This is a genomic window from Streptomyces sp. NPDC033131 (assembly GCF_055578365.1).
In genome coordinates, this window is record NZ_JBVIPA010000049.1 from 25009 (window position 1) to 46569 (window position 21561).

Sequence of the window (21561 nt, forward strand, 5' to 3'; positions counted from 1 at the left end):
CGGCAGGTCCCACGGGGCGTGGGCGGCCTGCCGGGAAAACGGGGATGGTGCCGGTGGTGCCACTGGCACCTGTGGCGTCAGGAGGTGACGGAGAATCCGCTGAAGACGGCTTCGATGTTCTCGCCGGGGTAGTTGACGTTGGCCGCGCTGGCGACCATCCCGGCGTCACCGGTACCGGCGGCCGACGGCACCTGGGCGGTGCCGACCTGCGACCAGGTCTCGCCGTCCTTGCTGGCGTACGCGGTGTAGGTGGCGCCGTCCCGGGTCAGCCTGAGATGCGCCGGGTGGTAGGTGGAGCCACCGCCCGCCCAGGTGTCGAGCTTGCCGTCCCCGTCGCTGTCGGTCATGAACTCCAGGCCGTAGCTCTGGGTCATGGCCAGCACCGCGTAACCGCCCTTCTCGGGTGCGGTCAGGTCGTTGGCGAGGGCGATGCCCGCCTTGCCGACCGGTGAGGCGCTGTTCTGAGAGACCAACTGCGCCTGCACGGTGGCCTTCTCACCTGCCACGTCGTCGCGGTAGATGACGCCCTTCTCGTCCTTCCAGCCGGACAGGTCCTGGCCGCCCGCCCAGATGGCGAACTGGTCGCCGGCCTGGGCGTATTGGGCGCCCCCGGAGGTCGTGTCGGCCGTCAGGTACGGCTCCTGCACGCTGCCCGGGGCGGCCTTCACCTGCGCCGGCACGGTGTCGGACACCTTCTGCGAGCCGTTGGACGCGGTGTAGGTGGCCGTGCCGGTGAGGTCGTGGCTGCCCCAGCGGGCGTCGTCGGCCGGGGTCACCGTCCAGGTGGTGGTGAGGGTGGCGCCGCTCCTGAGGGACGCCGCGGTGGTCGGGCCGGTCGCCTCGGCGGTCCAGCCGTCGGGCAGGTCCAGGCCCGCCTTGGCGTTCCTGAGGGTCCCGGTGCTCCAGTTGGTCACCTCGGTGGTCACCTCGAAGGGCGTACCGGCGTCGGTGGCCGGGGCGTCCGGGGCGATCAGGACGGAGGCGGCCGGAGCGTCGTCGCGCTTGAGGGCCTTGACGGCCTTGTCGGCGCCCTTGGCCTTGAGGTTGACGAAGGCCGGCGTGACGCCGAGCGGCGCCGCGTACCCCTTGAGCGTCTTCGGGCCGCGGATCACGGTGCCCTGGTTGACGTCGTACCAGGTGCCCGGCGGCAGATGGACGGAACGGGTGGCACCGGTGCTCAGCTTGGGCGCGGCCAGCACGGCCGGGCCGAGCATCCACTCGTCGGTGACGGTGTAACTGGCCTCGTCCTTCGGGAAGTCGAAGAACAGCGGCCGCATGATCGGGTCGCCGGTCTTCAAGGTGCTCTGCACTTGGTCCCAGATGTAGGGGGCGAGCTTCTCGTGGGTCTCGATCGCCTCCCGGTAGAGGTCGACCGTCTCCTGGTCGTAGTCCACCTTCTGCCCGGTGGTCGTGTCGTTGGTGTCCACCGGGGAGGTCGAGGCGTACATCAGCGGCATCAGCGAGGCGGACTGAGCCCACCGCACCAGTACGTCCTTCATCGGTGCGGGCTGGCCGCCGGAGCCGCCGATCATGTCGGACTCGACGAACGGGTAGCCGATGGTGGAGATGGCCAGGTTCTGGGTGGCGGAGGCGCGCAGGGAGTCCCAGCCGGTGCCCTTGTCGACCTGGCGGGTGACGAAGCCGGCCTCGTGGGCCGTCCGGTTCCAGTGCACCCGGATGCCGGCGCCCTGGAGGTCGAACTCGTCGGCGAGCTCGGTGCCGAGCTTCTGGTAGTCGGTGGCCTGGTGGCCCTCGCGCGGCGCGCACTTCTCGTCGAAGAACCGGGTGTCGAACTTCAGCCCGTCGATGTCGTACGTGTCCATCAGCTTCTTGAGGTTGCCCTCGTACCAGGCCTTGGCGTCGGGGTTGGCCAGGTCGATGATCCCGGCCTGGCCGTTCCACCAGGTCACTTCACACGGCTTGCTGGTGTCCTTGGCGTCCATGAGCAGGTAGCCGTTGTCGACCGCGTACTGGTAGTTGTCGGAGTCCAGGTTGATCCACAGGGTGACCCAGATGCCGAAGTCGAACCCCATGTCGTGGATCTTCTGGGAAAGGCCCTTGGGATCGGGGAAGGTCTTGGGGTCCCAGGTCAGGTTGCCGTAGTTCGACTCCCACTTGTCGTCGAGCTGGATGGTGTGCCCGTCCAGTCCGTTGTCGTGGAGGTCGGTGGCGTAGTCGAGCAGCTTCTCCTGGTCGATCTTGGTGTAGAACTGCGCCCAGGAATTCCACAGCGGCTTGGCGTACTGCTCGTACGTGGCGTCGGACTTGGTCGGCTTGCCGACGATGCCGATGTAGTCGCGGTAGACCTCCAGCGGGGTCGACTCGACGAACACGGTGGCCTTGTAGGTGTCGGGCGACTCGACGGTGAAGGTGCCGAGACCGTCCTTGCCCTTGTTCAGCGCCACGTCCATGACGTGCCCGGTGTCGACATGGAGACCGGTCGACTTCGAGGTGTACCAGAACGGGTCGATCATGTTGTACGAGGCCGGGCCGAAGGTCTCGTGGTCGACCTCACCGGCGTCCAGCGGCCAGGGCTGGTTGACGCCGGGACCGCCCTGCGGGGTCTCCGCCTCGCCGTGGCCGTACCAGTGGCCGGCCGACGACAGGTCGTAGGCGAGGCCGAGTCGGTCGGGGCTGCCGCCCTCGACGTCCCAGTCCAGCTGGTAGCGGTCGGACTTGGGCGTGAGCCGGGCCTCGACGGTGGCGCCGTCGAGGGTGGTGTCGGCGGTGAGGGTGAGGACGCCGTCCTTCCACGTCCAGTCGGTGACCTCGGTGGCGTGCTCCCACTTCTCGTCAGAGCGGAAGCGCAGTCCTCCGGCCTCGCCGCCCGCGGTGCCGAGCACGGCCTTGCCGGAGCGCTCGGTGGTGAGGGCGAGTTCGTCGGTGGCGACGTCGACGGCGTAGCCGGGTGTGTTCCTGGTGCCCGGCACGGACACGGTGAGGCCGTCCGCGCTCTGGGTCACCTTCGGCCGGTCGGCGGTGTCCGCCTGGGCCTTCGTGGTGAGGGGTCCGGTGACGGACGGTACGAGCGTCAGGGTCAGCGCGGCGGCCAACAGCACTGCGGACCTAGAGGTTTTGCGCCGTCTGAGCGGTTGGTTGCGCACTCACGTCCTCCTGCGGGGCGGGGCGTTGCTTCGCGGGGCAGCACGGCAAGATCATGCTCATTTCTGCTCATGTTCTGGCTAGAAACGTCAGCTGTCAACATTCACTTCCATGATTTCTCGGCAGCATCACGGGCCACTGTCGACCCTGGTGACAGTCGCCTTCCCGGGTCCGCGCCCTGCTCAGGGAGGGGGCGAACTCCGGGAAAACGGCTGTAAATTCTGTGTGAACCGCGCCCGAATCGGGCACTCAGGGCTCCTCTGGCCGGTCCACCCGACGGACGCCCGGTACCTCGCGCCCCTCCTGGAGCCGCCTCCAGGGCAAGCGAGGCGCGACCGCTCCGCCGGGGTCCGGCGTAACGCAGCGGCAACCGTTCTTCCCTTGACACCGCGTGCAACCTGTTGGGCATGATGGTGATTAATGCTTGAAGTAAGCCCGTTTCGAGCAGAAACAATCATCAGCTTGCAACGAAGGTGGTACTCCGTGAAACGGCACCTCATCGGCATCTCGGCAGGCGTGACCCTCGCCCTGGTCCTCAGCGGCTGCGGCAAGGGAGGTTCGGCCGGCGGCGACGACTCCGGCGGGAAGACGATCAGATTCGTGGCCGCCAAGTACGACGACGACACCCAGCCCTACTGGGACAACCTCATCAAGACCTTCGAGGCCGAGAACCCCGGCTACCAGGTCGAGTTGGAGGTCGTCGACTGGGAGCAGCTGGACTCGAAGGTCAAGACGTACATCCAGACCGGGCAGCAACCCGACGTCCTCAACTACAACAAGTTCTCCGACTTCGCCCGCGACGACCTGATCTACCAGGCCAAGGACGTCGTGTCACCGAAGGTGCTCGACGACTTCCTGCCGCTCTTCGCCGACCAGGCGCAGTACCAAGGCGTCCAGTACGGCCTGCCGTTCATCTCCAGCGCGCGGCTCTTCTTCTACAACAAGGACATCTTCGACAAGGCCGGCATCTCCGAGCCGCCGTCCAGTTGGGCCGGTGTCGAGGCCGCCGCCGAGAAGATCAAGGCGGCCGGGGACATCCCGCTGGGCCTGCCGCTCGGCGCGGAGGAGGCCCAGGCGGAGTTCTACATCTGGGCGATGAACAACGGCGGCGGCTGGACCGACACGTCGGGCAAGTGGACGGTGGACCAGCAGGCCAACGTCGAGACACTGGACTTCCTGCGCAAGCTCACCAAGGCCGGGCTGACGCAGCCCAACCCCGAGGCCACCAACCGCAAGGACGTCTTCAACCAGTTCGCGCAGGGCAAGATCGGCATGATCAACGGCGCCGTCTTCATGCGCAAGGGCTTCATCGACACGGTCGACAAGAACCTCAACTACGGTGTCGCGCCCCTGCCGAGCAAGGACGGCACGACGCACAACACGCTCGGTGTCCAGGACTACCTGATGGCCTTCAAGAAGGACGAGGACAAGAACCGCGAGGCGGTCAACAAGTTCCTCGACTTCTTCTACCAGAAGGAGAACGCCTCGAAGTTCCTGTCCACCGAGGGGTTCCTGTCGGTCACCAAGTCGGCCGGTGACGCGCTGAGTTCGGACTCCTCCTACTACAAGCCGTTCGTCGACGCACTGTCGGGCGCGCGGTTCGCCCCCACCGACAACCCCGACTGGTCGGCCGTCGAGGGCGCCGTGAAGCAGCGCATCGGCACCGCCGTGTCCGGCGCCGCACCCAGGAAGGTCCTGGGCGAGATCCAGGAGACCGCCGAGAAGGACGGCTGACGGAGTGGCCGTACAGGACGTCACCACGCACACCGCCGGGGCCGAGAACGGACAGGGACAGCCGTCGGCGGCACCGGCACCCGGTTCCCGCCAGGCCAGGAACGGCCGCCGTCTGCGGGCACTCGAACCGCTGCTGTGGATCGGCCCCGCCCTCGCGCTGATCCTGGCCGTGGTCATCTGGCCCGTCGTCGAGATGGTCCGCACGTCCCTGATGGACATCAGCTCCACCGGACTGACCCGCGGCTTCGCGGGGGGCGCCAACTACGCCGAACTGTTCGCCGAGCCGGACCTGCCGGGCGTGGTGCTGCGCACCCTGGTCTGGGTGGTGGGCGTCGTCACGGTCACCATCCTCGTCTCGCTGGCACTGGCACAGTTGCTCAACTCGCGTTTCCCCGGGCGCAGGTTGGTCCGCTGGGCGCTGATCGTGCCGTGGGCGGCCTCGGTCCTGATGACGGCGCTCACCTGGCGCTGGATGCTCAACAACTTCTACGGCGTCGTCAACCGCGTGCTGATGGACGTGGGAATCCTGGACAAACCGGTGAACTGGCTGGCCCACCCGGTCCAGGCGTTCGCCTGGATGATGGCCGTGGCCGTCTTCGTCTCCCTGCCGTTCACGGCGTTCGTCATCCTCTCCGGACTGGGGACCATCCCGGCCGAGGTGTACGAGGCGGCCCGTCTGGACGGCGCGGGACCGGCCCGCACCTATCTCTCCGTCACGCTGCCTCTGCTGCGTCCGTCCCTGCTGGTCGCCGCCATCATCAACGTCATCAACGTGTTCAACTCCTTCCCGGTCATCTGGGCCATGACCCGCGGCGGCCCGGGCTTCGCCACCGACACGACCACCACGTACATGTACAAGCTCGCGTTCGACAACCAGGCCGTCGGCGAGTCGGCGGCCATGGCCGTCGTGAACTTCGCGCTGATCCTGCTGGTCGTGCTGGTGTACCTGCGCGTCGTCCGCGGGCGAGAGGAGATCGGCTGATGTCCGCCGTCACGGCCCGAGCCACAAAGGCCCCCACCCCGACGACCCCTTCCGCGAAGGTCAGGAGGCGGCGTCCGCCCCGGCTTCGCACCGTCATGCTCACCGCGGTGGGCTGGCTGGTGGCCCTGTTCTTCCTGGCGCCGTACCTGCAGATGCTGTTGACGGCCCTGAAACCGACGCCGGAACTGATGAAGTCGCCGCCGTCCTATCTGCCGCAGCACTGGGAGTGGTCGAACTTCGCCGACGTCTGGTCGCTGAAGGATCCGCCGGTCTCCGACGCCCTGCTGTTCTCGCTGTACGTCGCCGGGATGTCCACGCTCCTCGCCCTCGCCGTGGGACTGCCCGCCGCCTACTACACCGCCCGCCACCGGTTCCGCGGGCGCGGTGCGTTCCTGCTGCTGGTGCTGGTCACCCAGATGTTCGCGCCGACCGCATTGCTGGTGGGTATCTACCGGGAGATGGTCAGCCTCGATCTGACCGACACCGCGGAGGGGTTGATCCTGGTCAACGCGGCGTTCAACCTGCCGTTCTGCATCTGGATCCTCAACGCGTACTTCGCGAGCATCCCCAAGGAGCTGGAGGAGGCGGCGTACATGGACGGGGCGGGCCGGCTGGGCGCGCTGGTCAGGGTCACCCTGCCGCTGGCGCTGCCCGGAGTGGTGACCGCGCTCGTCTACACGTTCATCGGGGCCTGGAACGAGTACGTCGTCGCCCTCACCATCACCTCGTCCGGCGACCGGACGACGCTGACCAAGGCCATCCCCGGATTCGTCACGGCCTACCAGGAGCAGTGGCAGTACCTCTTCGCCACCTCGCTGATCGCGATCGTGCCGGTCGTCGTCCTGTTCGTCTTCGTGGAGCGCTATCTGATCAGCGGCCTGACGGCCGGCGGCATCAAGTGACCTGACGGCGACGCGCGAAGACGCTCAGGCCCGGACGATCTCCACCCCCGCCGCGGCGAAGGGCTCGGTCAGCTCCGGGCCCGCCGCCTTGTCGGTGACCAGAACATGGACGTCCTCCACCGGGCAGATCCGGGCGAAGGCCCGCCGGCCCAGCTTGGTGGAGTCCGCCACCACGATCACCTGTTCGGCGCGGCGCGCCAACGCCCAGTTGATTCCGGCCTCGCCCTCGTCCTGGGCCGTGGCCCCGTGCCGGACGTCGATCGCGTCGACGCCGATGAAAACGTGGTCGAGGGTGATCTGCGCGAGCATCTCGGTGCCGAGCGGTCCGGTGAGCTCGTACGAGGCGGGGCGGGCCACTCCCCCGGTGACGACGAGCTTCACATGGCGGCGCACGACCAACTCGTTGGCGATGTTCAGCGCGTTGGTGACGACCGTCAGCGAGGGCCCCGAGCCCTCCGTGCTCAGCTCGGGCCGGATGGCCAGCGCCCGGGCGACCGCGGTGGTCGTGGTACCGCCGTTCAGACCCACCACGGCACCCGCCCTCACCAGGCCCGCCGCCGCACTGGCGATCCGCTCCTTCTCCGGAGCGTTGCGCGCCGCCTTGTAGCGGAGCGGCAGGTCGTAGGCGATGGTGTTGATCACGGCGCCGCCGTGGGTACGGGTGACCATCTGCTGACGCGCCAGCTCGTCCAGATCCCGTCGGATCGTCGCAGCGGAGACGTGCAGTGCTTCCGCGGCGGCCTCGACCTCGATCCGCCCGTCGCGCGTCAAGATGTCCAGCAAGGCGCTCCATCTGTCCTGCGGTGCCGCCATGCGTCGTCCCCTGTCCGTGGTGTGCGGACCCGTGAAAGCACGGGCCGTGTCCGGTTCTCTGCAAGCCGCTGCTTGTCGAGCAGCTTAGAGGGGGTGAAATCCGCTGCTTCCGCCCACCGTCACCCGGGCCGCGGCGGCGACTGCCCGGTCCCGGGCGGCGAGTGCCTGCGGCCGGGGCGTCGGCTGCCGGTCCTGGACGGCGAACGCCCGTGGCCGGAGTGGCGACTGCCCGGTCCTGGACGGCGAACGCCCGTGGCCGGAGTGGCGACTGCCCGGTCCTGGACGGCTCCGTGCGGGCCCGCGTCGCGGACGGGGCGCCGGTGCGGCCGTGCCGCCGGCCGCCTGTCCGGCCGCGGGTGCGGGTGCGGGTGTGGTCGCGGGAGTGGTCGCGGTGCGGTCGCGGGTGCGGGTGGGAGTGCGGCTCCAGCCTCGGATACGGCTCCGGCGCCGGCCTCGGATACGGCTCCGACTCCGGCGCCCGGCTCCGGCTCGCGGCTCCGGGTTCCAGCTGCGGACACGGCTGCCGTCGTCTCGGACACAGCTCCGGTGCCCGGCTCCGACTCCAGGCTGCGGCTGCGGCTGCGGCTGCGTGCACGGCTCCCGCCTCGGACACGGCTCCGACCCCCTTCCGACTCCTGCTCCCCGCTTCCGGCGCCAGTTCCCGGCGCCGATCACAGCCCCAGCCCCAGCCCGGCCCCTCCCGCAGTCGTCGCACCGCTCCTTGCTCTCTCCCGGGCACCCACCTAGCCTGACTTTGTGCCGCAAATAAACAAAGCCCGAACGCACAGCGCCGTGCCGGGTCACACCCTTACCCGGCTCCGCGTCGTCCTCACCGCCTTCTTCGCCCTCGACGGCTTCGTCTTCGCCGGCTGGGTCGTCCGCATCCCCGCCATCAAGGAGCAGACCGACGCCTCCGCCAGCACCCTCGGCCTCGCACTCCTCGGCGTATCCGCCGGCGCGGTCATCACGATGATCCTCACCGGCCGCCTCTGCCGCCGCTACGGCAACCACCGGGTCACCGTCGTCTGCGCCGTCCTGCTCTCGCTGAGCGTCGCGCTGCCTCCGCTCACCCACTCCGCGGCCGCTCTCGCCGCCGTCCTGCTGGTGTTCGGCGCGGCGTACGGCGGGATCAACGTGGCCTTCAACAGCGCGGCCGTCGACCTGGTGGCCGCCCTGCGGCGCCCCATCATGCCCAGCTTCCACGCCGCCTTCAGCCTCGGCGGCATGATCGGCGCGGGCCTGGGCGGACTGGTCGCCGGCCACCTCTCCCCCACCGAGCATCTGCTCGGCCTGACCGTCGTAGGCCTGTTGGTGACCGCCGCGGCCGGCCCGACCCTGCTGCGCATCGATCCTCCGGCGCCCCCGGAGCAAGAGCGGCGGGAACAACCTGCCGGGGGCCGCCTCGACGGCCGTAACCGCAAACTCGTGGTGGTCTTCGGCCTGATCGCGCTGTGCACCGCGTACGGCGAGGGTGCCCTGGCCGACTGGGGCACTCTGCACCTGCAACAGGACCTCGACGCGTCCCCCGGCGTCGCGGCCGCGGGGTACGCGTGTTTCGCGCTCGCGATGACCGTCGGCCGGCTGACCGGCAGCACACTCCTCCAGCGCCTCGGCCGGACGCCGACCGTGGTCGCGGGCGGTGCCACCGCGGCCGTGGGCATGGTGCTCGGCTCACTCGCCCCGCAGGTGTGGCTGGTGCTCCTGGGCTTCGCCGTCGCCGGACTCGGTCTCGCCAACATCTTCCCGGTCGCCGTGGAACGCGCCGGCGCGCTGGCCGGGCCCACCGGTGTCGCCGTCGCCTCCACCCTCGGCTACGGCGGCATGCTCCTCGGCCCGCCCGCCATCGGGTTCATGGCCGACTGGTTCTCCCTGCCGATCGCCCTCACCAGCGTCGCCGTGCTGGCGGCGGTCGCCGCTGCGATCGGATTCGTCATCCGCCGGGCGGCGACGGACTGATGACACGTGTCCACCGCCCGGCACGGTCGCTTCACCCGGCCATCGGGCCACGCCTGCGGCGCGTAAATCCCTTCCCTCGGTACGCAGTCCATCCGGCACACTCACCTGCATGGAGACTGCCGAGTTCACAGCGATCCTTGACCGAGAGGGCCGGCTGCTGGCCGCCGCCGCCGAGGAGGCCGGCACCGGTGCCAAGGTGCCGACCTGTCCGGGGTGGCTGGTGACGGACCTGCTGCTGCACACGGGCGTGGTGCATCGCTGGGCGACGGCGTTCGTCGCCGAGGGACACACCTCATACCACCCCATGGGAGAGCTGCCCGACCTCGACGGCGCCGAACTGCTGGCCTGGTTCCGGCAGGGCCACGAGCGGCTCGTCGACACCCTGCGTTCCGCCTCGCCGGACCTCCGGTGCTGGCACTTCCTGCCCGCGCCCTCACCGCTGGCGTTCTGGGCCCGGCGGCAGGCGCACGAGACGGCCGTGCACCGGATCGACGCCGAGTCGGCCAGGGGCGGCGCCCCGGGCGAGATCGCCGGCGGCTTCGCGGTGGACGGCGTCGACGAGCTGCTGCTCGGGTTCCACGCCCGCGCCAAGAGCAGGGTGCGCACGGACGAACCCCGGGTGCTGCGGGTGCGGGCGACGGACATCGACGGCGCGCTGTGGACCGTACGACTGACTCAGGAGCCGCCGGCGGCGGAGCGGGGCGACACCGGGGAGGCCGACTGCGAAGTGGCCGGACCGGCCGCGCAGTTGTACCTGTCGCTGTGGAACCGGCTGCCGTTCCCGGCCGTGTCCGGGGACGCCTCGGTCGCCGACCTGTGGCGGGAGACGTCCGCCATCGTGTGAAGCCGCGCGCGGCTCAGCCGGAGGCGAGCATCCTCGTCAGCACCGCGCGCTGCAGGGGCAGCACGTCGCCGTACAGCGCGCGGCCCTTCGACGTGAGGGCCACGCGGACGCCACGCCGGTCCTCCTCGCACATCCCGCGTTCGACGAGGCCGTCCTTCTCCAGCCGGGCGACCAGCCGGGACAGCGCGCTCTGGCTGAGGTGGACGCGCTCGGAGATCTCCTGGACGCGGTAGGAACAGACGCCGTCCGCGCGCTGTCCGGACAGGACGTCGAGCACCTCGAAGTCGCTGCCGCACAGGCCGTGTTGGTGCAGTGCGCGGTCGAGTTCGCACTGGGTGCGCGCATGCAGCGCCAGGATGTCCCGCCACTGGTCCGCGAGCGTCTGCTCGGCCCTCTTCGCCGCCATGAGCGCACCGTAGCAGAGGAACGAATTTGTTGCATCGGAATTAAATGCACCTACATTCAATGTATGCGCATGTAGTGTCTCCGGCATGACCTCTCCGCTCACCACTCCCACGTCCGAAGGGCGTTGGACGCCCCGGCTGTGGGGCACTCTGCTGGTCCTGTGCGCCGCGATGTTCCTGGACGCGCTGGACGTGTCGATGGTCGGCGTCGCCCTGCCCTCCATCGGCGCCGACCTCGGCCTGTCCACCTCGACACTGCAATGGATCGTCAGCGGCTACATCCTGGGCTACGGCGGCCTGCTGCTCCTCGGCGGACGGGCCGCCGACCTGCTGGGCCGACGCCAGGTCTTCCTGATCGCCCTGGGCGTCTTCGCCGTCGCCTCACTGCTCGGTGGCCTCGTCGACTCGGGCCCGCTGCTGATCGCCAGCCGCTTCATCAAGGGTCTGAGCGCGGCCTTCACCGCCCCCGCCGGCCTGTCGATCATCACCACGACGTTCCCGCAGGGCCCGCTGCGCAACCGTGCCCTCTCCATCTACACCACCTGCGCAGCCACCGGCTTCTCGATGGGACTGGTGCTGTCCGGCCTGCTCACCGAGGCCAGTTGGCGCCTCACCATGCTGCTGCCCGCCCCCATCGCCCTGATCGCCCTGGCCGCCGGTCTGAAACTGCTGCCGCGCAGCGCCCGGGAGAAGGACCACAACGGCTACGACATCCCCGGCGCCATCCTCGGCACCGCCTCGATGCTGCTGCTGGTCTTCACCGTCGTACAGGCCCCGGAGGCCGGCTGGACCTCGGCCCGCACCCTGCTGTCCTTCCTCGCCGTCGCCGTCCTGCTCACGGTGTTCGTCCTGGTCGAGCGGCGCTCCGCAGGACCGCTGATCCGGCTCGGGGTGCTGCGTTCCGGCACCCAGATCCGCGCCCAGCTCGGCGCGATGGCGTTCTTCGGCTCGTACGTCGGCTTCCAGTTCTTGGTGACGCTCTACATGCAGTCCCTGCTCGGCTGGTCGGCACTGCACACCGCGCTCGCCTTCCTGCCCGCGGGCGCGCTGGTGGCCCTGTCCTCGACGAAGGTCGGCTCGATCGTCGACCGCTACGGCACCCAGCGGCTGATCGCGGTCGGCTTCGCGCTGATGGTCGTCGGGTACGCGCTGTTCCTGCGGGTCGACCTCGACCCGGTGTACGCGGCGGTCATCCTGCCGTCGATGCTGCTCATCGGCGCCGCCTGCGCACTGGTCTTCCCGTCCCTCAACATCCAGGCCACCAACGGCGTCGAGGACCACGAGCAGGGCATGGTCTCCGGACTGCTCAACACCTCCGTGCAGGTGGGCGGCGCGATCTTCCTGGCCGTCGTCACGGCCGTGGTGACCGCGGGCGCACCCGAGAACGCCACCCCGCAGGCCGTCCTGGACAGCTACCGGCCCGGACTGGTCGTGGTGACCCTGGTCGCCGCGGCCGGCCTCCTGATCACCCTCACCGGTCTGCGGCCGACGCGTCGCACGCAGCCGTCGGTCGTGGTCGCCAAGTCCACTGTGAAGGAGACGGAGCGCGTCACCGTACGCGACTAGGGGGCCGTCTCCGATGCGTGTGCCCGGCGGGGTCTGCTTGCCCCGCCGGGCACACGCCTGTGAGACTTCCGGGATGGAGCGTTACCGGGGACGGCGCGGTCAGCCCGAGCGGGACGCGATCACCGTCGAGATCGGCTACGCGCTGTTCAGCGCGGCGTTCGCGGCGGCAGTCGTCTTCGGGGCGATCGCGGGTCCGGCGCTGCTGTTCGGACTGCCGTCCACCGTGGAGTTCCTGCTGCTCCGCGCCGCCATGGTGCTCGCGCCCCTCCTCTTCCTCGCCCGGGTGGTCAGCGTGCTGGTCCGTTTCCGGCCGGGGCGGCCTCAGCCCAGCCAGCCCGGCCGCACCAGCCCGGACTCGTAGGCCAGGACGACGAGTTGGGCCCGGTCGCGGGCTCCCAGCTTGACCATCGTGCGGCTGACGTGGGTCTTCGCGGTGAGCGGGCTGACGACCAGGCGGCGGGCGATCTCGTCGTTGGACAGGCCGATGCCGACCAGGGCCATCACCTCCCGTTCCCGCTCGGTGAGGTGGACGAGGGCGTCGGCGGCCGCCGGTTCCTTGGAGCGGGCGGCGAACTCGGCGATCAGGCGGCGGGTCACACCCGGCGAGAGCAGTGCGTCGCCCCCGACCACGGACCGTACGGCGCGCAGAAGTTCCTCCGGCTCGGTGTCCTTGACCAGGAAGCCGGAGGCACCCGAGCGGATCGCCTCGAAGACGTATTCGTCGAGTTCGAAGGTGGTGAGCATGATCACCTTGACCTGGCTCAGCGCCACGTCCTCGGTGATGCGCCGGGTCGCGGCGAGGCCGTCCAGCAGCGGCATGCGGATGTCCATCAGGACGATGTCGGGGCGCAGTTCGCGCACCCTTCGCAGCGCCTCCTCCCCGTCGGCGGCCTCTCCGGCCACCTCGATGTCCGGCTGGGCGTCGAGCAGCGCCCGGAAACCGGCCCGCACCAGTGACTGGTCGTCGGCGAGCAGTACGCGGATCACCGGTCGTCCTCCTCGGTCTTCACCTTCGACGGCAGCAGGGCCAGCACCCGGAACCCTCCGTCGGCCCGCGGGCCCGCCTCGATCGTGCCACCCAGTGCGGCGGCCCGTTCCCGCATCCCGGCCAGACCGTTGCCGCTGCCGCCCGCGTCGGCGCCGGCGGCGGGTCCGTCGTCGTCGATACGCAGCCGCAGCGCGCCGCCGTCGTGGTCGAGCCGCACGCGCGCGTGCCGGGAACCGGAGTGCCGTACGACGTTGGTCAGGGCCTCCTGGACGATCCGGAACGCGGCGAGGCCCGTGCCGGGGGCGAGCCGCGGGGGGTTGCCCTCGACCTCGACGGTGAGGCCCGCGCCCGCCGCCTGTTCCACCAGTTCGGGCAGCCGGTCGAGGCCGGGCGCCGGTGCGCGCGGCGCGTCCCCCGGGGTGCGCAGTGTGTCGAGCACCTGGCGTACCTCGCCCAGCGCCTCCTTGCTCGCGGCCTTGATGGCGGTGAGGGCCGTGCGCGCCTGCTCGGGGGCGGTGTCGAGGAGCGCGAGGCCGACGCCCGCCTGCACGTTGATGACCGAGATGCTGTGCGCGAGGACGTCGTGCAGCTCGCGGGCGATCCGCAGCCTTTCCTCGTCCGCGCGCCGCCGCGCCGCCTGCGCGCGCTCGGCCCGCTCGCGGGCCCACTGCTCGCGTCGGGTGCGGGCGAGTTCCGACACCGCGAGAATCATCACCATCCACGTGGCGACCACCACCTCCTGCCCCCAGGACGCGGCGGAGTCCCCGGCCGGTGGCAGCCACCGGTACAGCCAGTGCGCGACCAGCACATGCCCGGCCCAGAGCACCGCCAGCGCGGCCCAGGCGGACCGGCGGTGCCCGGTGACGACGGCGTTGAAGCAGGCCAGTGCGACCACCAGGAAGACCGGCCCGTACGGGTAGCCCGCGCCCAGATAGAGCATGGCGGCCGTCGCCGTGCCGAACACGACGGGCACCGGATGCCGCCAGCGCCACAGCAGCAGGCCCGACGCCAGGACCAGCAGGACGCGCGCGAAGGGGTCGAGGGGGGCCCGCTCGCCGGCCTGCTGGGTTGCCGCGTAGTCCGATCCGACGATCACGAACACGGTGACCAGCGCGGTGGACCGCCACGGCCACCGGGGGCTCCGCTCCTCCTCGTCCCCGCGGTGCGACCACGGCGGCCCGTGCCGCCACCACTGCGGCGGGCCGCTTCCGCGTACGCGCTCCACGTCCATGACCGCCACGCTAGACGCCGGGACGGTCGGCGGCGTCGGCCGAGCGCGGTGATCACGCGTACTCCCCGTGAAGTACGCCGGCCGCGCGCAGCGCGCCTACTGCGGATCCGTCAGCCCCACCCCGTGGGCGAGGCGTGTCACCGCGTGCCGGAAGAACTGCTCGCGGTCCTCCACCACCCGGTTGAACTGCCCGAACAGCTCGAATCCGATCAGCCCGCCGAGCTGGGCCCAGGCCGCGACGAGCGCCGTGACCGCCTCGGGCGGGAGGTCCGGGGCGAGATCCGCGGTCATCCGGTCGGCCTCGGGCCGCAGCTCGGCGGGCAGCGGGGGCTCGGTCACGCCGGGGCCCTGGTGGGCGTCGCGCAGGATGCCGATGAGGACGAGTCCGACGCGGGAGGCGGCCGGGACGGTGGACTCCGGCGCGGTGTAGCCCGGAACCGGCGATCCGTAGACCAGCGCGTACTCGTGCGGGTGCTCGATCGCCCAGGCGCGCACCGCCTCGCACACCGCCGACCAGCGCCGGACGGGCCCGGCGTCGGCGGCCGCGGCCGCGGCATGCGCGTGCTCCGCGGTCTCGCCGAGGGAGTCGTAGGCATCGATGATGAGTGCGGTCAGCAGGTCGTCGCGGCTGGGGAAGTAGCGGTACAGCGCGGAGGAGACCATGCCGAGTTCGCGGGCCACGGCACGCAGCGAGAGCTTGGCGGCACCCTCGCCCGCGAGCTGTCTGCGCGCCTCGTCCTTGATGGCCGCGGTGACTTCGATTCTGGCGCGGGCTCGGGCGCCGTGTGCGGTGCTGCTCATGGAATGAGTCTCCCATCGAGCGAGAGCGGTGCACACAAACAAGAGCGACGAACAAAAAAGAGAGCAGTGCTCTTGCCCGGAGCGCCCCACTGCGGCAGACTCTTCCCCAAGCGAGAGCAGTGCTCACAAATGAGAGCGACGCTCTCCTCTTTCTTCGGGAGTCCTTATGACCACACACGTCCAGAAGCCCGGCTGGTTCACCGTCAACGTCCTCAACCGTGTCGTGGCCTGGATGACCCGCCGGGGCATCAGCGTCTGGGGCTCCCGGGTCCTGGCGGTCCGCGGCCGCAAGAGCGGCGAGTGGCGGACGACTCCCGTGAACCTGCTGACCGTGGACGGACAGCAGTACCTGGTCGCCCCCCGCGGCCACGTCCAGTGGACGCACAACATGCGCGCGGCCGGCGGCGGTGAACTGCGCCTCGGCAAGGACGTGGCCGTGTTCACCGCGACCGAGGTCACCGGTGACGACAAGGTGCCGCTGCTGCGCGCCTACCTCAAGCGCTGGAAGGCCGAGGTCGGTGTCTTCTTCAACGGCGTGGGCCCCGACTCGCCGGACGCCGACCTGCGCCGGATCGCCCCCGACCACCCCGTCTTCCGCATCACGGTCACGGGCTGACGTCGCCCGTGGTGCCGGACTGCCGCCGGTCCAACGCGGTCAGCGCACGCTGGGCCATCGGACGGGTGCGGACGATCTCGCCCAGCGACGTGGCCCCGCGGGTGATGTCCATGAACGCCTTCCAGACCGGGCGAATGCCGGTCAGCCCCGCGTGGAACAGACCGGGACGCCGCTCGAACGCGATCAGCAGCCGCTTCCCGACGCTCATCTCGACGCCGAGCCCGGCCTTGATCGCGAACGCGTAGTTCAGGGCCTGCCGGCGGGTGTCCACCGCGTCGTGCGCCTCCGCGATCCGCACCGCCCACTCCCCGGCCAGCCGGCCGGAGCGCAACGCGAAGGAGATGCCCTCGCGGGTCCACGGCTCCAGAAGCCCCGCCGCGTCCCCGCAGACCAGCACCCGCCCCCGGGACAGCGGAGAGTCGTCGGCGCGGCAGCGGGTCAGGTGGCCGGAGGAGATGCTCGGCTCGAAACCGGCGAGACCGAGCCGGCCGATGAAGTCCTCCAGGTACCTCTTGGTCGCGGCGCCCTCGCCGCGCGCGGAGATCACGCCGACCGTGAGCGTGTCGCCCTTGGGGAAGACCCAGCCGTAGCTGCCGGGCATCGGCCCCCAGTCGATGAGCACCCGCCCCTTCCAGTCCTCGGCGACCGTCTCCGGCACCGGGATCTCCGACTCCAGGCCGAGGTCCACCTGGTCGAGTTTCACCCCGACATGAGCTCCTATGCGGCTGGCGCTGCCGTCGGCTCCGACGACCGCCCGCGCGAGCACCGTCTCACCGCCCTGCAGGACCACCGCGACCGTGCGCCGGTCGGGCACGGTCGAGCCGTGCTGCTCGACCCGCTGCACGGTGACGCCCGCCCGCAGCTCCGCGCCCGCCTTCTGGGCGTGCTCGACCAGCTGCTGGTCGAACTCGGGCCGGTTGATCAGCCCGAACAGCATCTGGCGGGAGCGACGCGTGCGGGCGAAGCGGCCGTTGTGCGAGAACGTCACCGCGTGCACCCGGTCCAGGAACGGCAGCTCGAAGCCCGGTGGCAGGGCATCGCGCGAGGGGCCGATGATGCCGCCGCCGCACGTTTTGTAGCGCGGCAGCTCCGCCTTCTCCAGCAACAGCACGCGCCGTCCCGCGACCGCCGCCGCGTAGGCGGCCGAGGCCCCCGCGGGTCCCGCGCCCACCACGACGACGTCCCACACCCGCTGCTCGTCGTCCGCCGAAGAGTTCTCGCTGCTCACGTTGGTCTACTGCTCCCGATCAAGCCGCTGCCGCACCTGTCCCCCGCATCCTACGGGGGACGTCCTCTCAGGCCACTGTGGGAGGATCTACGGCACTCATCGGTACAACGTCGCACCCACAAGGAGCGTGCCCATGTCGTCGAATCCGGTCGCCGAGACCGTCGCCTCGCTGATGCCGAGGGCGAAGGAGGAGCTCACCGAGCTGGTGGCCTTCAAGTCGGTGGCGGACTTCGACCAGTTCCCGAGGAGCGAGAGCGAGGGCGCCGCGCGGTGGGTCGCCGGCGCGCTGACCGCCGAGGGCTTCAGGGACGTGGCCCTGCTCGACACCCCCGACGGCACCCAGTCGCTGTACGGCTACCTGCCCGGCCCCGCGGGCGCCAAGACCGTGCTCCTGTACGCCCACTACGACGTGCAGCCGCCGCTGGACGAGGCCGCCTGGACGACCCCGCCCTTCGAGCTGACGGAGCGCGACGGCCGCTGGTACGGGCGCGGATCCGCGGACTGCAAGGGCGGGGTGATCATGCATCTGCTGGCCTTGCGCGCGCTCAAGGCGAACGGCGGCGTCCCGGTGCATGTCAAGGTCATCGCCGAGGGTTCGGAGGAGATGGGCACGGGCGGCCTGGAGCGGTACGCCGAGGCGCACCCCGAGCTCCTCGAGGCCGACACCATCGTCATCGGCGACGCGGGCAACTTCCGGGTCGGCCTGCCGACGGTCACCTCCACCCTGCGCGGCATGACGTTGGTGCGTGTCCGGATCGACACGCTCGAAGGCAACCTGCACTCGGGCCAGTTCGGCGGCGCCGCCCCCGACGCGCTGGGCGCCCTGATCCGCGTACTGGACTCGCTGCGCGCCGAGGACGGCTCGACCGTGGTCGACGGGCTCACTCCGGAGACGTCCTGGGACGGGTTGCAGTACGACGAGGAGCAGTTCCGCCAGGACGCCCAGGTGCTGGACGGCGTGCGGCTGATCGGCTCCGGCACCGTCGCCGACCGCATCTGGGCCCGCCCCGCCGTCACGGTGCTCGGCATCGACTGCCCGCCGGTCGTCGGCGCCACCCCGTCCGTGCAGGCGAGCGCCCGCGCGCTGGTCAGCCTGCGGGTGCCGCCGGGCGTGGACGCGGCAGAGGCGACCAAGCTGCTCGAGGCCCACCTGACGGCGCACACCCCGTGGGGCGCCCGGATACACACCGAGCAGATCGGCCAGGGCCAGGCCTTCAGCGCGGACACGAGCAGCCCGGCGTACGCGGCGATGACCGAGGCGATGGCGGTCGCCTACCCGGGCCAGGAGATGCAGTACGCCGGACAGGGCGGCTCCATCCCACTGTGCAACACCCTCGCCGCCCTCTATCCGCACGCGGAGATCCTGCTCATCGGCCTGAGCGAGCCGGAGGCCCGGATCCACGCGGTGAACGAGAGCGTGTCCCCGCAGGAGCTCGAGCGTCTTTCGGTGGCGGAGGCCCTGTTCCTGCGCAACTACGCGGCAGGCTGAGCCGGCCCGGCGCTCTGCTGCCGGCGGATGGCCCTCGTCTTCGGACGGGGGCCTTTCCACGGTCGGCTCATGGACGTCATCGAACTGCTCCCCCGTCGGCCAGCGACTGCGGGAGTAGACCAGACCGACGCCCCGTCCCCCGCCGTGGGTGAGGTGACCGGCCGGCAGGTCACGGCGTGGGAATGCCCGCCTCCAGATACATCGCCGCGCCTCGTTCCCGCGCCCGCAGGGCCCAGCGCAGCCGCTCGTAGCGGACGGGCGGCAGCAGATCGGCGGCCTCCTCCTCGGTGGCGAAGCACCAGCCGCGCAGCTCGGGGCCCGGCAGCAGGAGGCGCTCCGCGTCGGCGGAGTCGAGCCGGCCGCCCTCGAAGAGGAGACGCAGACCGCCGTAACCGGGGGGCGTGGGCGGCTCCCAGTCGACGACGAGAAGGCGGGGCACGTCGTCGAGGCGGATCCCGGTCTCCTCCTCGACCTCGCGCATGCCGGCGCGGGCGGGCGCCTCGCCGGGTTCCACGACACCGCCGGGAAACTCCCAGCCCGGCTTGTAGGTGGGGTCCACGAGCAGCACCCGGTCCTGCTCGTCGAAGAGCAGGACGCCCGCCGCGAGCGTCTCGGCGGTCGGCTCGGGTGTCTGCACGATGTCGCACACCGGCACGTTCCCGGCGCTGACGGCCTCCGCGATCCGGGTGGCGGTCTCGTACGGCGTGAGGGCACTGCTGTCGATCAGGTGGGCGTCCGCGGTGAGCCAGGAGGCGAGGGCGGTCCGGTACGGCTCGATGTGGTCGTACGCCCACCGCCGTTGCCGTATCTCGCCGTCGGGCAGGTCCGGCGGGATCTCCCGCCCGGCTATTCGCTCACGCAGGATCGTTTCCGCCGGAGCGAGAAGAACATGCCGCACGGTGACCCGGCGCGCGGCCAGGCCGCCGAAGATCTCGTCCCGGTAGTCCTGGCGCAGCAGGGACATCGGGACCACCAGGGTCCCGCCCAGTTCGGCGAGCATCGCGGCCGCCGTGTCGATCACGAGTCGCCGCCAGATCGGCAGGTCCTGGAAGTCGCCGACCTCGGCGAGGTGTTTGGGCGGCAGCAGGTGCAAGAGTGCTCCGCCCAGGACCTCGGGGTCGAAGAGCGTGCTGTTCGGGATCAGTTCGATCAGTTCCCGTGCGGTGGTGGTCTTCCCCGCACCGAACGCGCCGTTGACCCAGACGATCACGTTTCCCCCTCTTCTACTGGCCCCCTGAGGCTTGCCCGCTCCACCCTGCCACGGAAACCAGCCGCAGTTGAGGGCGCACGAGCGGGCGCCGGCGCCCCCTTCTTCAGGGAGCGCCGGCGCCACGGTCCTGCTGAGCGGCCCTTGTCAGCCGTTCTCCCCCAGGGTGCCGTCGTCGAGGTCGGCCAGGCTGTCGCTGGCGACGGTCTGGTCGAGGGCGCTGAGGGTCCTGTCGACGTTGAGGTCATCCCGTTCCTCCCCCGCGGCGTGGGAAGGGGAGACCGCCGCGACGACGAAGCCGGTGGCGAGGGAGGCGATGGCGAGCATGCTGCGCTTCTTCATGCCGGGTTCAACTGGCGAACGGCCGCCGGGGTCACGCCCCGGCTCCGAAGTGATCGCGGCGTCGCCGGAAGCCACCGCCGAGGGCCCGCACGGAGGATCCGGTTCCGCCGCGCAGCCGCCGTACCAGGCCGTCGGCGGGCCCCGTCCAGTCGGCGAGGGCGAGGGCGAAGCCCACCGCCTCGAGCAGGCGGCCAGGAACCACGCGGCGGCTCTTGGGCAGGGGTGCGCCACGCCGACCGCAGGTCGCGCACGGACGCGCGCTGCGGGAGCGAGCGAAGACCAACCGCGGACGTGCCGTGACACACGGAGCTCGGCCGACCCGCGTGAGGTCGGCCGAGCTCCGAGCAAACGTTCCTGCCGAGTGCGTCAGACTCCCGCCGCAGCGGTGTCCGCCCGTCTGGCGAGGGCCGCCGCGGCCGCCCCCACCAGCCCCGCGTCGGTGCCCATCTGGGCCGGCGTGACCGTCAGGCGCTGCACGAAGGACAGGGTCGCGTAGTCGGTCAGCGCCTTGCGCAGGGGCGTGAACAGCACATCGCCCGCTTTCCCCACGCCCCCGCCGATGACAGCGACGTCGATCTCGACGAGGGTCGCGGTGGCCGCGATCCCGGCGGCCAGCGCCTGGGCGGCCCGTTCGAAGGAGGCCACGGCGACCGGGTCGCCTGCTCGGGCGGCGGCGGCCACCGCGGCGGCGGACGCGTCGCCGTCCGGGCCGGGCCGCCAGCCGTTCTCGATCGCCCGCCGGGCGATGTTGGGGCCGCTGGCGATCCGCTCCACACAGCCGCGCGAGCCGCACGGGCACAGGTCACCGTCGAGGTCGACGCTGATGTGGCCGATGTGGCCGGCGTTGCCGGTCGGGCCCGGGTGCAGTTGGCCGCCCAGCACCAGACCGCCGCCGACGCCCGTCGAGACCACCATGCACAGGGCGTTGTCGTGGCCTCGGGCCGCGCCCTGCCAGTGCTCGGCGGCCGTGATCGCGACGCCGTCGCCGATCAGCTCGACGGGCAGCCCACCGGCCGCGGCCCGCACCCGGTGGACCAGGGGGTAGTCGCGCCAGCCGGGTACGTTCACCGGGCTCACCGTGCCGGTGGAGGCGTCCACCGGGCCGGCGCTGCCGATGCCGAGCGCCGTGACGTGTCCCCACAGGGGCGATGCGGTCAGCTCGCCGAGCACCTCATCGACGGCGCGCATCACCGTCTCGCCGTCCTCCCGTGCGGGCGTGGCGCGCTGGGCGCGGGCCTGGATCCGGCCGTGGCCGTCGACCAGCGCCCCGGCGATCTTGGTGCCGCCGATGTCGAGCGCGGCCACTAGGTCGGTGTGCATCAGTGTCGGATCTCCCCGTCAGCCATGAGAACAATC

General features: G+C 71.0%; 20 protein-coding genes. 9 read left to right on the forward strand and 11 right to left on the reverse strand.

Features of this window, described 5'->3' with window-relative positions:
- Positions 1-77: 77 nt before the first annotated feature.
- Positions 78-3056, reverse strand: a complete 2979-nt coding sequence (locus ACZ5XS_RS39190) for a TIM-barrel domain-containing protein (protein WP_468659681.1) — start codon at positions 3054-3056, stop codon at positions 78-80.
- Positions 3057-3585: 529 nt separating this feature from the next.
- Here ACZ5XS_RS39190 and ACZ5XS_RS39195 point away from each other — a divergent pair.
- From ACZ5XS_RS39195 to ACZ5XS_RS39205, 3 genes are read left to right on the forward strand one after another with little or no spacing between them, the layout of a single operon-like run.
- Positions 3586-4836, forward strand: a complete 1251-nt coding sequence (locus ACZ5XS_RS39195) for an extracellular solute-binding protein (RefSeq protein WP_468659633.1) — start codon at positions 3586-3588, stop codon at positions 4834-4836.
- Between the two features lie 4 nt (positions 4837-4840).
- Positions 4841-5818, forward strand: a complete 978-nt coding sequence (locus ACZ5XS_RS39200) for a carbohydrate ABC transporter permease (RefSeq protein WP_468659635.1) — start codon at positions 4841-4843, stop codon at positions 5816-5818.
- The gene (locus tag ACZ5XS_RS39205; RefSeq protein WP_468659637.1) at positions 5818-6720 is read left to right on the forward strand and encodes a carbohydrate ABC transporter permease; all 903 of its coding nucleotides are present in this window, start codon (positions 5818-5820) and stop codon (positions 6718-6720) included. Before ACZ5XS_RS39200 ends, ACZ5XS_RS39205 begins: the two co-directional genes overlap by 1 nt.
- A 24-nt stretch (positions 6721-6744) precedes the next feature.
- Here the strand turns inward: ACZ5XS_RS39205 and ACZ5XS_RS39210 are convergent, their stop codons facing one another.
- On the reverse strand, positions 6745-7533 hold the full coding sequence (locus ACZ5XS_RS39210) for a DeoR/GlpR family DNA-binding transcription regulator (RefSeq protein ID WP_468659639.1): 789 nt from the start codon (positions 7531-7533) through the stop codon (positions 6745-6747).
- Positions 7534-8325: 792 nt separating this feature from the next.
- On the opposite strand from ACZ5XS_RS39210, the gene ACZ5XS_RS39215 reads away from it, so the two are divergent.
- Positions 8326-9489, forward strand: coding sequence for an MFS transporter (locus ACZ5XS_RS39215; RefSeq protein WP_468659641.1), 1164 nt, complete (start codon positions 8326-8328; stop codon positions 9487-9489).
- Between the two features lie 109 nt (positions 9490-9598).
- On the forward strand, positions 9599-10333 hold the full coding sequence (locus tag ACZ5XS_RS39220) for a maleylpyruvate isomerase family mycothiol-dependent enzyme (RefSeq protein ID WP_468659643.1): 735 nt from the start codon (positions 9599-9601) through the stop codon (positions 10331-10333).
- Between the two features lie 13 nt (positions 10334-10346).
- Here ACZ5XS_RS39220 and ACZ5XS_RS39225 read toward each other — a convergent pair whose 3' ends face one another.
- Entirely contained in the window at positions 10347-10739 is a 393-nt protein-coding gene (locus ACZ5XS_RS39225) for a MarR family winged helix-turn-helix transcriptional regulator (protein ID WP_468659645.1), read from the reverse strand.
- 85 nt (positions 10740-10824) lie between these two features.
- Here ACZ5XS_RS39225 and ACZ5XS_RS39230 point away from each other — a divergent pair, with 85 nt between their 5' ends.
- Both ACZ5XS_RS39230 and ACZ5XS_RS39235 read left to right on the forward strand, forming a co-directional pair.
- The gene (locus tag ACZ5XS_RS39230) at positions 10825-12303 is read left to right on the forward strand and encodes an MFS transporter (protein WP_468659647.1); all 1479 of its coding nucleotides are present in this window, start codon (positions 10825-10827) and stop codon (positions 12301-12303) included.
- A 73-nt stretch (positions 12304-12376) separates the two neighbouring features.
- On the forward strand, positions 12377-12664 hold the full coding sequence (locus tag ACZ5XS_RS39235) for a DUF6332 family protein (protein WP_468659649.1): 288 nt from the start codon (positions 12377-12379) through the stop codon (positions 12662-12664).
- Here ACZ5XS_RS39235 and ACZ5XS_RS39240 read toward each other — a convergent pair.
- The 3 genes from ACZ5XS_RS39240 to ACZ5XS_RS39250 form a co-directional block, all read right to left on the reverse strand.
- Positions 12625-13290 (reverse strand): response regulator transcription factor, encoded by a 666-nt coding sequence (locus ACZ5XS_RS39240; RefSeq protein ID WP_468659651.1) that lies wholly within the window; start codon positions 13288-13290, stop codon positions 12625-12627. The two genes, ACZ5XS_RS39235 and ACZ5XS_RS39240, sit on opposite strands and share 40 nt — an antisense overlap.
- Positions 13287-14522 carry a sensor histidine kinase gene (locus tag ACZ5XS_RS39245; protein WP_468659653.1) on the reverse strand — a complete coding sequence of 412 codons (1236 nt, stop codon included), beginning with the start codon at positions 14520-14522 and terminating at the stop codon, positions 13287-13289. The genes ACZ5XS_RS39240 and ACZ5XS_RS39245 overlap by 4 nt, the downstream gene beginning before the upstream one ends.
- A gap of 96 nt (positions 14523-14618) precedes the next feature.
- A complete protein-coding gene (locus ACZ5XS_RS39250; protein ID WP_468659655.1) occupies positions 14619-15323 on the reverse strand; it encodes a TetR/AcrR family transcriptional regulator in 705 nt (234 codons plus the stop codon).
- 166 nt (positions 15324-15489) lie between these two features.
- On the opposite strand from ACZ5XS_RS39250, the gene ACZ5XS_RS39255 reads away from it, so the two are divergent.
- Complete coding sequence (locus ACZ5XS_RS39255) at positions 15490-15939, forward strand: nitroreductase family deazaflavin-dependent oxidoreductase (RefSeq protein ID WP_468659657.1); 450 nt, start codon at positions 15490-15492, stop codon at positions 15937-15939.
- Here ACZ5XS_RS39255 and ACZ5XS_RS39260 read toward each other — a convergent pair.
- The gene (locus tag ACZ5XS_RS39260; RefSeq protein ID WP_468659659.1) at positions 15929-17167 is read right to left on the reverse strand and encodes a geranylgeranyl reductase family protein; all 1239 of its coding nucleotides are present in this window, start codon (positions 17165-17167) and stop codon (positions 15929-15931) included. The genes ACZ5XS_RS39255 and ACZ5XS_RS39260 overlap by 11 nt on opposite strands.
- 133 nt (positions 17168-17300) lie before the next feature.
- Here ACZ5XS_RS39260 and ACZ5XS_RS39265 point away from each other — a divergent pair, with 133 nt between their 5' ends.
- The gene (locus tag ACZ5XS_RS39265) at positions 17301-18656 is read left to right on the forward strand and encodes a M20/M25/M40 family metallo-hydrolase (RefSeq protein WP_468659661.1); all 1356 of its coding nucleotides are present in this window, start codon (positions 17301-17303) and stop codon (positions 18654-18656) included.
- Between the two features lie 169 nt (positions 18657-18825).
- On the opposite strand, the gene ACZ5XS_RS39270 is transcribed toward ACZ5XS_RS39265, so the two are convergent.
- The 4 genes from ACZ5XS_RS39270 to ACZ5XS_RS39285 all read right to left on the reverse strand — a co-directional run bounded on the left by ACZ5XS_RS39270 (position 18826) and on the right by ACZ5XS_RS39285 (position 21525).
- Entirely contained in the window at positions 18826-19866 is a 1041-nt protein-coding gene (locus tag ACZ5XS_RS39270) for an NUDIX hydrolase (RefSeq protein WP_468659663.1), read from the reverse strand.
- Between the two features lie 144 nt (positions 19867-20010).
- Complete coding sequence (locus ACZ5XS_RS39275; RefSeq protein ID WP_468659665.1) at positions 20011-20205, reverse strand: hypothetical protein; 195 nt, start codon at positions 20203-20205, stop codon at positions 20011-20013.
- Between the two features lie 31 nt (positions 20206-20236).
- A complete protein-coding gene (locus ACZ5XS_RS39280) occupies positions 20237-20407 on the reverse strand; it encodes a hypothetical protein (RefSeq protein ID WP_468659667.1) in 171 nt (56 codons plus the stop codon).
- 164 nt (positions 20408-20571) lie between these two features.
- Positions 20572-21525: an ROK family protein gene (locus tag ACZ5XS_RS39285; protein WP_468659669.1), complete on the reverse strand. Its 954-nt coding sequence runs from the start codon at positions 21523-21525 to the stop codon at positions 20572-20574.
- Positions 21526-21561: the final 36 nt, after the last annotated feature.